Origin of the sequence: Mesorhizobium sp. M7A.F.Ca.MR.362.00.0.0, assembly GCF_004023175.1 — a bacterium.
Classification (GTDB): domain Bacteria; phylum Pseudomonadota; class Alphaproteobacteria; order Rhizobiales; family Rhizobiaceae; genus Mesorhizobium.
This window is the reverse complement of the sequence record NZ_RZTF01000009.1, coordinates 1-12541: the sequence shown is the minus strand read 5'-3', so window position 1 is coordinate 12541 and position 12541 is coordinate 1. Positions and strand designations below refer to the sequence as shown.

General features: G+C 61.7%; 11 protein-coding genes and 1 pseudogene. 7 read left to right on the top strand and 5 right to left on the bottom strand.

Annotated elements, in window-relative coordinates; genetic code table 11:
* Positions 1-800 precede the first annotated feature (800 nt).
* Together EOC06_RS40745 and EOC06_RS02505 are read right to left on the bottom strand one after the other, a co-directional pair.
* Positions 801-1037, bottom strand: coding sequence for a hypothetical protein (locus tag EOC06_RS40745; protein WP_206631147.1), 237 nt, complete (start codon positions 1035-1037; stop codon positions 801-803).
* Between the two features lie 39 nt (positions 1038-1076).
* On the bottom strand, positions 1077-1370 hold the full coding sequence (locus EOC06_RS02505; RefSeq protein WP_127319055.1) for a helix-turn-helix transcriptional regulator: 294 nt from the start codon (positions 1368-1370) through the stop codon (positions 1077-1079).
* Positions 1371-3068: 1698 nt separating this feature from the next.
* Here EOC06_RS02505 and EOC06_RS02500 point away from each other — a divergent pair.
* On the top strand, positions 3069-3944 hold the full coding sequence (locus EOC06_RS02500) for a DNA ligase (protein WP_127332010.1): 876 nt from the start codon (positions 3069-3071) through the stop codon (positions 3942-3944).
* Positions 3931-4263, top strand: coding sequence for a metalloregulator ArsR/SmtB family transcription factor (locus EOC06_RS02495; RefSeq protein WP_245469296.1), 333 nt, complete (start codon positions 3931-3933; stop codon positions 4261-4263). The genes EOC06_RS02500 and EOC06_RS02495 overlap by 14 nt, the downstream gene beginning before the upstream one ends.
* A 387-nt stretch (positions 4264-4650) precedes the next feature.
* Here the strand turns inward: EOC06_RS02495 and EOC06_RS41540 are convergent, their stop codons facing one another.
* The 3 genes from EOC06_RS41540 to EOC06_RS02480 all read right to left on the bottom strand — a co-directional run bounded on the left by EOC06_RS41540 (position 4651) and on the right by EOC06_RS02480 (position 7142).
* Positions 4651-5181, bottom strand: coding sequence for an FAD-dependent oxidoreductase (locus EOC06_RS41540; protein ID WP_245469295.1), 531 nt, complete (start codon positions 5179-5181; stop codon positions 4651-4653).
* A 196-nt stretch (positions 5182-5377) separates the two neighbouring features.
* Positions 5378-5560: an FAD-dependent oxidoreductase gene (locus EOC06_RS45080; RefSeq protein WP_348629545.1), complete on the bottom strand. Its 183-nt coding sequence runs from the start codon at positions 5558-5560 to the stop codon at positions 5378-5380.
* A gap of 904 nt (positions 5561-6464) precedes the next feature.
* Positions 6465-7142 (bottom strand): GntR family transcriptional regulator, encoded by a 678-nt coding sequence (locus EOC06_RS02480; RefSeq protein WP_127268588.1) that lies wholly within the window; start codon positions 7140-7142, stop codon positions 6465-6467.
* Positions 7143-7275: 133 nt separating this feature from the next.
* Between EOC06_RS02480 and EOC06_RS02475 the strand changes: the two genes are divergently transcribed.
* The 5 genes and pseudogenes from EOC06_RS02475 to EOC06_RS02455 form a co-directional block, all read left to right on the top strand.
* Positions 7276-7863, top strand: a complete 588-nt coding sequence (locus EOC06_RS02475) for an amino acid synthesis family protein (RefSeq protein WP_127268589.1) — start codon at positions 7276-7278, stop codon at positions 7861-7863.
* Positions 7856-9664, top strand: a complete 1809-nt coding sequence (locus tag EOC06_RS44745; RefSeq protein ID WP_127332006.1) for an alpha/beta fold hydrolase — start codon at positions 7856-7858, stop codon at positions 9662-9664. The genes EOC06_RS02475 and EOC06_RS44745 overlap by 8 nt, the downstream gene beginning before the upstream one ends.
* Positions 9661-10698 carry an LLM class flavin-dependent oxidoreductase gene (locus tag EOC06_RS02465; RefSeq protein WP_128307001.1) on the top strand — a complete coding sequence of 346 codons (1038 nt, stop codon included), beginning with the start codon at positions 9661-9663 and terminating at the stop codon, positions 10696-10698. Before EOC06_RS44745 ends, EOC06_RS02465 begins: the two co-directional genes overlap by 4 nt.
* Positions 10699-10708: 10 nt before the next feature.
* Positions 10709-12178 carry an aldehyde dehydrogenase gene (locus EOC06_RS02460; RefSeq protein ID WP_127332004.1) on the top strand — a complete coding sequence of 490 codons (1470 nt, stop codon included), beginning with the start codon at positions 10709-10711 and terminating at the stop codon, positions 12176-12178.
* 57 nt (positions 12179-12235) lie between these two features.
* A pseudogene (locus EOC06_RS02455) lies at positions 12236-12541 on the top strand (ABC transporter substrate-binding protein); the annotation flags it as partial.

Here is a 12541-nt window from a genome sequence, read left to right as displayed (position 1 = left end):
TCGAGGTCCCCAAGCCTCGGCCGAGTCCGCCTCTGCCTGCCAGTGGGGCGGCCCCACTTTCGATTCAAGGCAACCTTGCTCGCAGGATGGAAGTTTGGATCGCGCTTGGTTTTCCTAGCCGAGCAGGACACCGGAAGGCCGTCACCCTCCTTCCTCAGTGCGGCCGCGAAGTCAGTCTACGATTGATGGGGAATTTTTTACCAAACTGTAAATTCAACGGTATTCTGGTAGGAGGCCAAACTGTCCAGGCGAAGCGTCGACAAGCCCGCGAGGCGGAACGCCGCTGCGGATCCGCAAATATCGCCCTTGGCGTGCTACCATCCGAGGATTGGGCTGACTGGTCACTACAACCCGAGCCGCTGGCGAAGGCCATCATTGAGACCGTGGAGCGTCTGACGAGTAGACCGGCCGCTGAAGGCACGACTAGAGGGGGCCTTGGCTTTGAGACCTGCCCGAAGCCGAGCTGCAAACGGGTTCCAGCCTTACGAAAGGGTTGCATGGGTTTCTCCAGGTTGGCCCGCCGCTGAGGTCACAGCGACGGGCCCTGCACCAGAGCTTGGACTTGAGGGAGGGAGTTCTCACACCAAGCACGTTCCCAACTTAGATTCCGGATGCATGTTCCTAAGGCCGGCGCAAAAACTTTATGACCCACCAAATACAACAATGCCCCTGCCAGACTCCTGGCGATTCTGCGAAAGGCCGGCATCTCGATTGAGACGTCCGCGCAGGCGGCTAGGACTCGCCGTCACACGGCGCGATGTTATCTGAGCGCGTCAAGAATCGCCGGGAAACGCGGAGCTTCAGTTCGATGCGATGGGCCCGACACGAACGTCAAGGGATTTGTAAGCCAGGTACGAATACAGGGTGGCTGCGGCATATGCCCCAAGCGAGGGCTGGATGGGGTGACAGCGAGCCGTTCCGATAAAAGCGGTAACCAAAGCGGCATACAGAATTGTGGCGGCGATGCCGACCATGCCGAAGCGTGCCAGCAGCTTGAGCGCGTCGTCGCCGGCAGACCGATGCTCAGGCACGCGCACTAGACACATACTCTCTACGCGGATGAAGGACCCTTATCGTTATGCTTGTCTCTGCCGGCGGCGCCACATTCTATTGGTGGTGGCGAGACCGCTATGACCTTCAGGGCGGGCTAGCGACTGAGCGCCTTCGAAGGTGAAAGTAATTCCCGCGTCCTCAAACGCTTGGCGCATGGCTGCGATCTTGTGGGGACGCGGATTTCGAATACCGTTCTCAAAATCTCTGATCGCCATTTCGCTGAGACTGGCTTTTGCGGCAAGGCGCACCCGCGACCAGTTCAGCAGGGCGCGTGCTGTTCTCGATTGAGCTGCTGAGAGTTGGGTTCGGCTGTCCATAGGATGTGAACATTCGATAACTCTAAAATGTTCCTTCGATCTGTGCGACGATCGGATGATCGATCTTCCCCGCGAGGGGGACGGTCGTTACGAGCGATGTCTCAGCGATGCATGTGACAGGCTACAGGCGGCGCCGGGACGAGAGTGTGGGGCAAGCAGCGGGCGGGTGAAACGAGGGCTGCGGCTTGGCGGCGTCCGCCCGCTATCGGGACCAACCCTGTCGCGGCTTGTTGACCTGTGCTGGTTGGTCCCAGCACACTCCAGAACCTGCCCGGCATCTTCCGGTGGGCTTTTTGTGAATCAGCGGAACCTGATATGCTGCGGCAGGTTGAACAAGCGGCAGCGTCCCCCGCTGCCGGTCGAGGCCCCCAAGCCTCGGTCGGGTCCGCCTCTACCCGCAAGTGGGGGCGGACCCACTGAGTCTTGCGGACCAGGCAACCTGGTTTCCGAAATCCATCATTGCTGGTCAGTGACGGGGCCTTCGCGCTGGCGCTGCTACACACCCTTGCAGGCACTCTATCGTGTCTGGGCCCGACTGAAGCCCGACATGGACTCGCAAAGGTCCGACCCTGAAACAACGGAGCCTTTTCTACATTTGGAAATGTGACCGTCGATCATCGTCCCTTCGTCGGCGGTTGGCTGAGTACCCGCCACGGCTCGGTGGCGTGGTGGGTACTCATTCATGGAGAGCGCATGTGAGGTGCAGCGTGGTGAAGGCTGATGAGCCGCCTACCTTATCTAGATCGCCTGGACGATCTCGTTCGTCAGCACAAGCAATTTTCCATCGAAGGGGAGATCCTGCGTGCGGAGTGCCAATTATTCGCTACGTCTTGGCGAAAATCGACAGAAGATCTACGGGAATGGTTGGCGGGGCCTGGGAGTGTCCGAGTAGCGCGGCTTCGACTTATACTGTTTCCGGGATCTGAAACTGGACTATCCTCCCACGGGTCTTGCGACTCCAGCCGCTCGGGCCAAGCCGTTCCTGTCCGAGGCAGCTAGTTTTTTCATGGCGACGAAAAATCACCGCAGCATAACAAGTACCCCGCTTCAGCAAAAGCTAACGGAGCAGTCTTCAGCAGCCAAGGATCGGAACGCTGGAAGCCTCGTACTGGGTGGAAGCTTCCGCAGCCCGTCTCGCGGCATCGGCAAATGAGTGCGAGACGGCTGTTTCGCGTTCGATTTGAGCGCCCTGGGACCTGCGGCCCGCCGCCTATTGAGGCGCCGGCGGCGGACCTGTATAAGCGGCTACATCCATAGGGGATCGACCGCTCAGAGGGTCAATGTGCCAGATCGCTTAGCGAAGCTCACGCATTGTCTGCTCACCGCACGTCAGGCAGGTTAGAGCTATCCTGCATGCCGCTTGCCGGGATTACGGGCCCACGATCGGGTAGCTTCGTCCTCTCCATCGAACTTTCATCGTCTAGAAGCGTTCGGTCCGCTCGGTCAACAGTGTAACGATCAGGGAAGCGCAGAGGAAAGCACGTGCGGTAACGGTTGATTCAACCATTGCTGGTATATTAGGTGTGAGTGGCGGCTCCGGCATTCGGGCGGGCGCTTCAGTGCCGGAGCCGCCTGCGCAGTCCGGTTGGGTTTTGACCGCGCCGTCCTATAATGGGACAGCGCGGTCAATGACTCGTTAAAATGCTACGAGACTAATTAAGCGTGTGCTAAATTGAATCGCAGTTTGCGAGTCAGTTCATGCGTTTGAAGTTCATCAAGCCGCAGGAGCCTGTCCTGGCGCTGAAGCCGCCGGTTAGCAACGGCTGGCTGTGCGAAATCAAAGATGATGGCTGTTGCACCCAGATCATTCTCGATTGGGCCGGCGCGCTCACCTTCACCCGCATGGGGATAGACCGGTTGAAACGTCACCGGCCTGTCGTCACTGCCGCCGAGCAGCTGAAAGCGAAATCCTTCATTCCCGGCGGCGAGATGATCGCGCCGCAGCCGGGCGGGCGGCCGAACTTTCACGCGATGCATTCGCGCATGGCGTGGAATGCCGAGCTGCTCGCCTTCGTCGCCTGCGATATCCTGCATAAAAGTGGCGAAGATCTGCGCTGGCGGCCAGCAGTCGAGCGCAAGGCAATCCTGCGGGAGCTCATCCAGCCGGCCGAAGGCATCGTCCAGTGCAGCCAGCATGTCGAAGGCGGTGTCGAGATCTACGAAGCGGCCGATCGGATGAGCCTCGAAGGTATCGTCTCGAAGCGCAAGGTCACCCCTTACCGCAGCGGGGCAAAGGATGCAGTCTGGCTGAAGTGCTGGGACATTGATTTTGAACTTATTGGGATCAAGCGGCAGCCCGGCGAGTGGACAGAGAGGCTGTTCGCACGACACGTCAAGAATGTCGGCAAGGCGGTGATCGCCAAAACCGATGCAATCAAGAACTGGCTCTGGACACGCGAGCAGAAGGCCAAGGCCGGGCCACCGAATGGCGTTCCCACGGCGCAGGTCACGCCTGAGGTCGAATGGGTGAAGCCGGACATCAACGCTCGCGTCCGGACGCTACGCGGCGAGCCCAAGCTGCGCAATGCTCTCGTCCAGGATCTGTGGGAGATCAACAGTGGTGGCGCTGGCTGAGGAAGACAGATCGGAAAAGTTGCCCAGTTATGCCGCATCCGCGGCCGGGCTCCTCGCGGCCATGGGCAACGAGAAGCGACTTCTGTCTCTGTTCATAATGGCCAAAGGCGAGATACGGGTCCGCGATCTGGCATTTCGGGTTGGACTGAGCCAACCCGCTCTCTCTCAGCATCTTGTCATGTTGCGGAAATTTGATTTGGTTGCCAAGAGACGCGAAAGGAACACAACCTTTTATTCGTGCACCGACCGGGCTCTGAAGCTCATTCAGCTTTTGGAAAGATGGGTAGAAAACGACATGCTTTCTGACCTCAATCCGTGACAGCCAGTCGGTTTGGTGATGGCCTGTGGCAACGGAGTTCGACTGTTCGTTTGCAAGTAGTTGGACCGCGCATTACGGCAGCGTATCAGTTTGAAATTTGACGCCGCGCCTATCGCGAACCGGGGCAGATCGTGGGCGCCCCGTCGCGACGACGTGTGCGCTCAACAGTGCACATTTTGACAGCGACGGGATCGTAGGGGAGGCGCTATCGCGGAATGGCCGACGGGCTACCTAGACCATCAGGTTTAATTGCTGGATTCCTATTGTGCCGGTAGCGTAACTGAGCTGGGGCGTCCAGCACTGGCCGGCACGGCGTGGTCCACCCCCAAATTCGCAACCGTGCCGGCCTTCGTTAGGTCAGACGCTACCCCATGGCAGGGTGGCCGGTCAGCTTCCCGGCCTAGACTGAAGTGCGTTGTCGATATGTCTTGCTGCGGTGGCGGCATGACCAAACGCAACGGCAATTTGATTGAGGCCCTCAGCCACGTCTCCAATGGCATAGAGGCCCGCAGTCGACGTTTCGAGGTGTCGGCTGACCAGAACATATCCTTGCGCGTCACACCCTGCACCGAGTGCGACGGCAAGTTTCAGAGCGCACATCAGAGCCCATTGCGGGGTACACCACATCCACGTCCCGCATTGGCGCACCGTCGGCCATGACAACGTCGAACCCGGTTGCCCGCGCGACCAGATTCTCGACGGTGTCCCAGATTCGATGACGCCTGCCGAGGCCATGCCGCGAGCGTCCTCGGAAATATCCTCCGGATAGCTGGCGAGCAAGGTGACCTGACCGCTGTACTCCTTCAAGAACAGGGCCTCCTTGAGTGCCAGATGCACTGGGCCTACGACGCCGATGCGCTTGCCCACGGCCTCGTAGGCGTCGCAGACCGGACACAGTCGGACGGTGCCGGCCGCCACCGCCTCCTCCAGCTCTTCTATTGCCGGGGCCTTGGTCCACAATCCCGGTTGCAAGAACCATGCGCTGTGCTCGGATGGTCCCGAAAGTGGTCGTCAGCAGAAAGGTCCCGTCGCGCTTCTCGGCGCCCGCTACACGACCGTCCACAACGCCTGCACCGTGCCTGGGCTTTGAGACGGCCGAGCAACTCTGGCCCGCCTACGCCTCCGGGAAGCCAGGACAGTTATGCGATTTTGGAATGAGCTTGGCTCGTGCGTCGCCAGCGTCGACCAAGATCACCGAACGCAAGAATCTCGCCAGATACATGCCTGCCGCAAGTCCTGCGGGGCCGCCGCCGACAATCGCCACGTCAAACACATGACCGGAGGAAGAACTTGGCATTGCGCCTAACATTGCCCAAAGGATCTTGTTCCCTGCTTTGGCAGGGGGATGAGTAGCTGACGGTCAGGCCTTCAAGGTGGATTTTCGCGGCAACTCGTCGAGGTGTCTCTCACGGGCGGCGGTGCGCGCCTCGATTTGATTTGCGCGGTCTGCGACACCGAGGGGTTCCAGCTTTTGCAAGGCTTCAATTCGAGGTGCCCGAAATGCCGACATGGCATTTCACCGGCCAACTTGCCATTAGACGAGCGACCGTTCGCATTACCCGGGCCCACGCGATTGGACCGAATCGACCTAACGGGAAAACCTAGCCTGATAGTTCTGTCCTTCCGACTCGGAGTGGCGCGATGCCCACCGTCTGAAGGCCGATCAGATTTTCTGACCAGTCGAGGTGCAGACTATCATAGTTGATTGTTGCTGCCGGTGACCTAGCGTAATCAAAGGCTCACGTAGCTTTCCAACAGAGGACGGTATGTTGTATCCAGGTCGATTTTTAGAACCGAGCGATATTGTGATGCTTGCCCGTGTTTGTGAGACGGTCTGCAAAGAGCGCGGCGTACCTGTTGCTTCGCGGGCGGGAGAGCGCACGGCTGCGCACGTACTCAGGCTGTTCATGAACGGCTTGAGTGGGGAGAATGAGCTGCTCGATGCTGAGAGGAACTGGGCTCGACGGAGTGATCTGGCTTTCGAGAAGGCTGCTGTCAGCTACGATGACACAAGAGAGGCCGCGTGATTAGCTTCCTGAGAATCGAAGTAGCGAAGAAAACCGCTCGCTCCACGCGACGAGCCCCAGAGGCACCCTCTGCATAGAGCGGGGTGTTGCTGCGGCACTCTTAAGGTGAGGTAAAGCTTCCGCACGCAGCCCGATTCGTGGGCGATCGGCTCTGTTGGAAATTTGGTGGTGAGACTAAGGACAATCGACGCGTAGTGTGTTCCGGGCGATCTTCCAGGCGGACTCGACATGCCGCCGCGCTGCTGCTTCCGCCGCTTCCGGCTTGTGTGCGCGGATCGCATCCATGATCTCGTTCATCTCGGCGATCGCCGCTTCGCGCCGGTTGGTCGAGACGATTGTCATCGAACGAAGCTGGTTGATGCGGACATTCAGCCCGGAGACGATTTCCCAGGCGACACGCTTGTCGGCGGCCTCGAACAGTGCCTCGTAGAATTTGGTCGTCGCCCGCATCACCGCAGGCGGCGTCGCCGACGCCCACGCATCGAACAAATCCGCCAGCGCCCCTTCGAGCGTTGCCAACTGCTCGCCGGTGGCCGACAGGGCACAGGCTCGGGCCGCGATGCCTTCAAGCAGAGCCCGAAGCTCGTAGATCTCATCGGTACGGCCGAGGTCCGGCCTGGCGACGGCCGGCCCATGCCCAGGGATCATCTGCACGAGCCCCTCTGCCTCCAGCTGCCGCAGTACCTCACGCACGACGGAACGGCTGACGCCGAGCTGGTCGCAAAGCGGCCGTTCGACAAGCCTTTCGCCAGGCTGGAAATGGAAATCCATGATCGCTTCGCGCATGCGCTCCAGCGCCAGCGTCCTCAAGGTCTTGGAGCTGCGGTCGATGCGAAGCGTGTCGTCTGGCATGTATGCCTCCTGCGCCGCTACGAAAACAGATTCGATGCCCGGTTGACAAGGTACTTGGCGCTCCATAGCATGGTATACCATAAGATGATAGCGGGATTGGATGTCCCGAGGCACCACCTACCCGAGGAATTCCATGCAGCCCGCCATTCGTAAGATCGTTACCTATACCGAGAACACGCTGATCGAAGGCGGCAAGGCCGCCCCCCGGCCGCTGCGCCTTATCGGCGTCGCAGCGGTGCTGACCAATCCCTGGGCCGGTCGCGGCTTCACCGACGATCTGTCGCCCCAAATCCGAGCCTGTGCGCCGGTGCTGGGAGAGATCCTGACCCACGAGATCGTTGCCGCCGCCGGTTCCGGCGAGGCTATCGAGGGCTATGGCAAGGCCGCCATCTGCGGTACGTCGGGCGAGATCGAGCATGCGTCGGCGTTGATCCATACGCTGCACTTCGGCAACCACTATCGGCGTGCCGTAAGCGCCAAGACCTACCTTGCCTTCACCAATCTGCGCGGCGGGCCGAACACCCCGATCATCATTCCGCTGATGGACAAAAATGACGAAGGGCGGCGCTCGCATTACCTCACCGTGCATTTCCAGATCGGCGATGCACCGGCGCCCGACGAGCTGGTTGTGGCGCTCGGCGCCTCGATCGGCGGCCGCCCGCATCATCGAATCGGCGACCGCTACCAGGACCTCAAAGAGCTTGGGGACGTGCATGGCTGACGCTTCCGCATCGGCATGGGTTCGACGGGGTGCGGCGCCCGACGGCACCGGCTTCATCCGTGTCGGCGCGGGCGCACCGGTGCTTTTTATTCATGGCGTTGGTATGAACGCCGCGATCTGGCAGCCGCAGATCGAGCGGATGTCCGATAGCTTCGACGTCATCGCCATCGACATGCTCGGCCACGGTCAGTCGCCGCTGCCGCCGCAGAACCCAGAACTCGCCGACTATGCTGATCAGGCCATTCGCCTGCTCGACCATCTCGGCCTCGACAAAGTATCCGTCATCGGCCACTCGATGGGCGCGCTCGTTGCCCAGGAACTCGCGCTACGCGCAGCCGAGCGCGTCCGCCGCATCGTCTCGCTGAATGCCGTGTTCCGGCGGCCACCTGAACTGGCCGAAGCTGTTCGCCAGCGCGCGGTGGCGCTTACCGGCAAGAGTGACGTGACCGGCACGGCACAGACCATTGCCCGCTGGTTCGGAGATCCGGTGCCGGTCGAGCTCGAGGCGGCTGCACGGAAGACGGCCGCCGTACTGGGTGCCGTCGACCCGGAAGGTTATGCTCGCACCTATCGCCTGTTCGCTCGTGCCGACAGCGACCACGCTGACCGCCTGCCGAGGCTAGCCGTACCGGCCCTTTTCATGACCGGTTCCGAGGACAGGAATTCTTCGCCGGCAATGTCGGCCGCGATGGCGCGGCTGGCGCCGCATGGCCGCTGCACAGTGCTCTCAGGCGAGCGGCATATGATGGCGGTGGCGGATCCCGGCCTGACGACGCGCCATATCGTCGACTTCCTCAAAGAAGGCGAAGCGATCGAGCAAGACAGCGCTGCCGCGGCGAACACCGGGTTCGACGGCAGCGAGTTCCGCCGTGCGCTGGGTTCCTTCCTCACCGGCGTCACCATCGTCACCACCATCGGGCCCGAAGGCGAGCCGCGCGGCTTCACCGCCAACTCCTTCACCTCGGTGTCGCTTGATCCACCTTTGGTGCTGGTCTGCATCGCTCATAAGGCGGTTGGCCATCCTGTCTTTGCGACATCGAAAAGCTTCGCCATCAACGTCCTCAACGAGGATCAGAAGGCAGCGTCCGGCATATTCGCCTCGAAAGCGGCCGACAAGTTCGCCGCCGTTGCCTGGCGACCGGGACGAACGGGCAGCCCCGTGCTGGACGGCTCCGTCGCATCCTTCGACTGCGACATGGAGCGGCTGGTCGATGCCGGTGATCATTCAATCCTCATTGGCCGCGTCCGCGATTTCGAGCACAATTCCGCGCAGCCGCTCGGCTATTGCCGCGGCGCGTATGTCGCGCCCGGCCTCAGCCAGGACGCGCTGGCAGCCACCCAGCCCGGCACCGATGTCGGCGCCATCCTCGAGAATGGCGGCCGGATCCTGTTCCTGGAGACGGCGGATGGTTTTGAACTGCCGCGCGGTCGGGGTCTGGGTGCGGCTGGCGATGGGAAAAGCCTGCGAGGGGTGCTTGCCGCGAGGGCCATCGAGGCCAAGCTGGGCTTCCTTTTCGCCGTCTGGGACGATGCCAGAGATGTTTCGCGCACACATGTCTACTATCGCGGCACGTTCGACGTGCCCGCTTCCAGCGATCGCGGCATCAGGCTGGTCGAGATCCACGCGATCGAGGAGTTGAAAATCGCCGATCCGGCGATCCGCTCGATGCTCGCACGCTATGTCAAGGAATGCTCAGTGGATGCATTCGGCGTCTATGTCGGCAACGATGTCGAAGGCGAGGTCCGGCCGCTCGCCAGGACCGCCGGTTCCACAGCACCCAACACAGGTGACCAGCGATGAAATTCTCGCTCTTCGTGCATATGGAACGGTCGGACCTCGCCAAGCCGCATTCCGAGCTCGTGACCGAGCTCGAGGAGTTGGTCCTGATGGCCGAACAGGCCGGATTCGAGACCGCCTGGATCGGCGAGCATCACGGCATGGAATTCACCATTTCGCCCAATCCTTTTATCAATATCGCTTATCTCGCTGCCAAAACCAGCCGGATCCGTCTCGGTACCGGAACCGTGATCGCGCCCTTCTGGCATCCGATCAAACTTGCCGGCGAAGCGGCGATGGCCGACGTCATTAGCGGTGGTCGGCTCGACATCGGCATCGCGCGCGGCGCCTACAGTTATGAATATCAGCGTATCTTTCCAGGCCTCGACGCCTGGGGCGCCGGCCAGCGCATGCGTGAGATCATATCGGCGATCCGCGGCCTCTGGGAAGGCGACTTCGAGCTCTCAGGCGAGTTCTGGCAGTTCCCGCCCACCACCTCCTCGCCCAAGCCGCTGCAAAAACCCTACCCCCCGATCTGGGTGGCGGCGCGCGATCCGAACTCGCACGATTTTGCCGTTTCCCATGGATGCAAGGTGCAGGTGACGCCGCTGGCTTCTGGCGACGACGAGGTGGCGAGCCTGATGCAGCGCTTCAACGGAGCCTGCGCCGCGCATCCCGAGATCGAACGGCCGGAGATCATGCTTTTGATGCACACCTTCGTCGCCGAGGACGCAGCCGATGCCGATCGCCTCACCCAGGACCTGTCGGCCTTTTACTGCCAGTTCGGCGCCTGGTTCCAAAACAAGAAGCCGGTGCACCAAGGCATATTGGAACCGCTGACGGAGGACGAGATCGCGGCCATGCCGCAATACGCGCCGGACAGGATCAGGCAGAATCTGGTGATCGGCGAAGCCGACGAAGTCCTCGCTCGACTGAAGGCTTATGAGGCGCTCGGCTACGACCAGTATTCGATCTGGATCGACAGCGGGCTTTCGCATGAGCGCAAAACGAAATCGCTGAAACTGTTCATCGACCGGGTAATGCCGGCCTTCCTCTGATCGCGAGCCCATGACCGACGCTGTTTTCAGGAACTTCATCGACGGCCGCTTCGACGAGCCATCAGCCACGTTCGACAGCGTCGACCCGTCGACCGGCGCGGCCTGGGCCAGGATGCCGGCGGCGAGCGAAGCCGATGTCGACCGTGCCGTCGAGGCGGCGCACCGCGCATTGCGCTCAGACCCATGGCGAAGGATGACAGCGACAGCGCGTGGAAAGCTGCTTGTCAAGCTCGGTGACCTTGTCGCCGCCAATGCCGCGCGCCTTGCCCAACTCGAGACACGCGACACCGGCAAGATCATCCGCGAAACGCGCGCCCAGATCGCCTATGTCGGCGACTACTACCGCTATTATGGCGGGCTCGCCGACAAGCACGAAGGCGCGCATGTGCCGATCGACAAGCCCGATCTCGACGTCACCATCCGTCGCGAGCCGATTGGCGTCGTTGCCGCGGTGGTGCCGTGGAACTCACAGCTCTTCCTCTCGGCCGTCAAGCTCGGCCCGGCGCTCGCCGCCGGCTGCACCATCGTGCTCAAGGCTTCCGAGGACGGCCCGGCGCCGCTGCTCTCCTTTGCCGAACTGGTCCAGCAGGCCGGCTTCCCCTCAGGCGTCGTCAACATCCTCACCGGCTTTGGCCAGGAGTGCGGCCGGCGCCTGACCAGCCATCCGCTGGTTTCGCGCGTCGCCTTCACCGGCGGCCCCTCGACTGCGCGCGCCATTGTCAGGAATACGGCGGAGAACCTTGCCTACACGACGCTGGAGCTCGGCGGCAAAAGCCCGATCGTCGTCTTTGCCGACGCCGACCTCGACAGCGCCGCCAATGCGGTTGTTGCCGGCATTTTCGCCGCGACCGGCCAGAGCTGCGTCGCCGGGTCACGGTTGCTGATCGAGCGTTCAGTAAAAGATGAGTTCCTCGTCCGGCTGAAGCGCAAGGCCGAAGCGATCCGCATCGGCGACCCACAGGATCCGGCCACAGAAATGGGGCCGCTCGCCACGCTGCGCCAGCGCGACTGGATCGAGAAGGTGGTCGCGGAGAGCCTTGTCGCGGGCGGCAGACTGGTCACCGGTGGAACGCGGCCAACCGGCGACGGCTTCTACTACGCGCCGACTATCATCGATGCCGGCGGCAGCGACCTGCCCTGCGTGCGCGAGGAGCTGTTCGGACCGGTGCTCAGCGTACTTGCTTTCGACAGCGAGGCGCAGGCGCTGGCACTCGCCAACGACACGCCCTTCGGCCTGGCTTCCGGCGTGTTCACCAGCAATCTCGGCAAGGCGCACCGCATGGCGCGCGACATCCATGCTGGCGTCGTCTGGGTCAACACCTATCGCTCCGTATCGCCGCTCGTTCCCTTCGGCGGCTACGGCCTGTCTGGCCTCGGCCGCGAAGGCGGGCTCGATGCCATCAGAGATTACACACGCTCGAAATCCGTATGGATCAACACCTCGGACGAGCCGATCCCCGATCCCTTCGTCATGCGCTGAGGCGCGCGACGCAGGTGCACTGAGAAAAACAAGAACAGACCAACAGAGGAGAATGACATGAAACTGATTTTGACCGGCCTGCTGGCCGGGTTGCTCGCAGCGACCGCCGCCAAGGCCGATGAAATGGCGTTCACCAGCTGGGGCGGCACCACGCAAGAGGCGCAGACCAAATCCTGGGCGGCCCCCTTCGAGGCCAGCTCCGGCATCAAGGTGCTGCAGGACGGACCGACCGACTACGGCAAGCTCAAGGCCATGGTCGACGCAGGCAACGTCACCTGGGATGTCGTCGACGTGGAAATGGATTTCGCCATCAAGGCTGCCAAGGACGGGCTGCTGGAGCCGATCGACTATGCGGTCGTACCG

Excerpts from the sequence above, each read along its gene's own strand:
- EOC06_RS45080 (WP_348629545.1), bottom strand. The coding sequence starts at position 5,560 with ATGCCAAGTTCTTCCTCCGGTCATGTGTTTGACGTGGCGATTGTCGGC.
- EOC06_RS02460 (WP_127332004.1), top strand. The coding sequence starts at position 10,709 with ATGACCGACGCTGTTTTCAGGAACTTCATCGACGGCCGCTTCGACGAG.
- EOC06_RS44745 (WP_127332006.1), top strand. The coding sequence starts at position 7,856 with ATGGCTGACGCTTCCGCATCGGCATGGGTTCGACGGGGTGCGGCGCCC.
- EOC06_RS02500 (WP_127332010.1), top strand. The coding sequence starts at position 3,069 with ATGCGTTTGAAGTTCATCAAGCCGCAGGAGCCTGTCCTGGCGCTGAAG.
- EOC06_RS02480 (WP_127268588.1), bottom strand. The coding sequence starts at position 7,142 with ATGCCAGACGACACGCTTCGCATCGACCGCAGCTCCAAGACCTTGAGG.
- EOC06_RS02475 (WP_127268589.1), top strand. The coding sequence starts at position 7,276 with ATGCAGCCCGCCATTCGTAAGATCGTTACCTATACCGAGAACACGCTG.
- EOC06_RS02505 (WP_127319055.1), bottom strand. The coding sequence starts at position 1,370 with ATGGACAGCCGAACCCAACTCTCAGCAGCTCAATCGAGAACAGCACGC.
- EOC06_RS02465 (WP_128307001.1), top strand. The coding sequence starts at position 9,661 with ATGAAATTCTCGCTCTTCGTGCATATGGAACGGTCGGACCTCGCCAAG.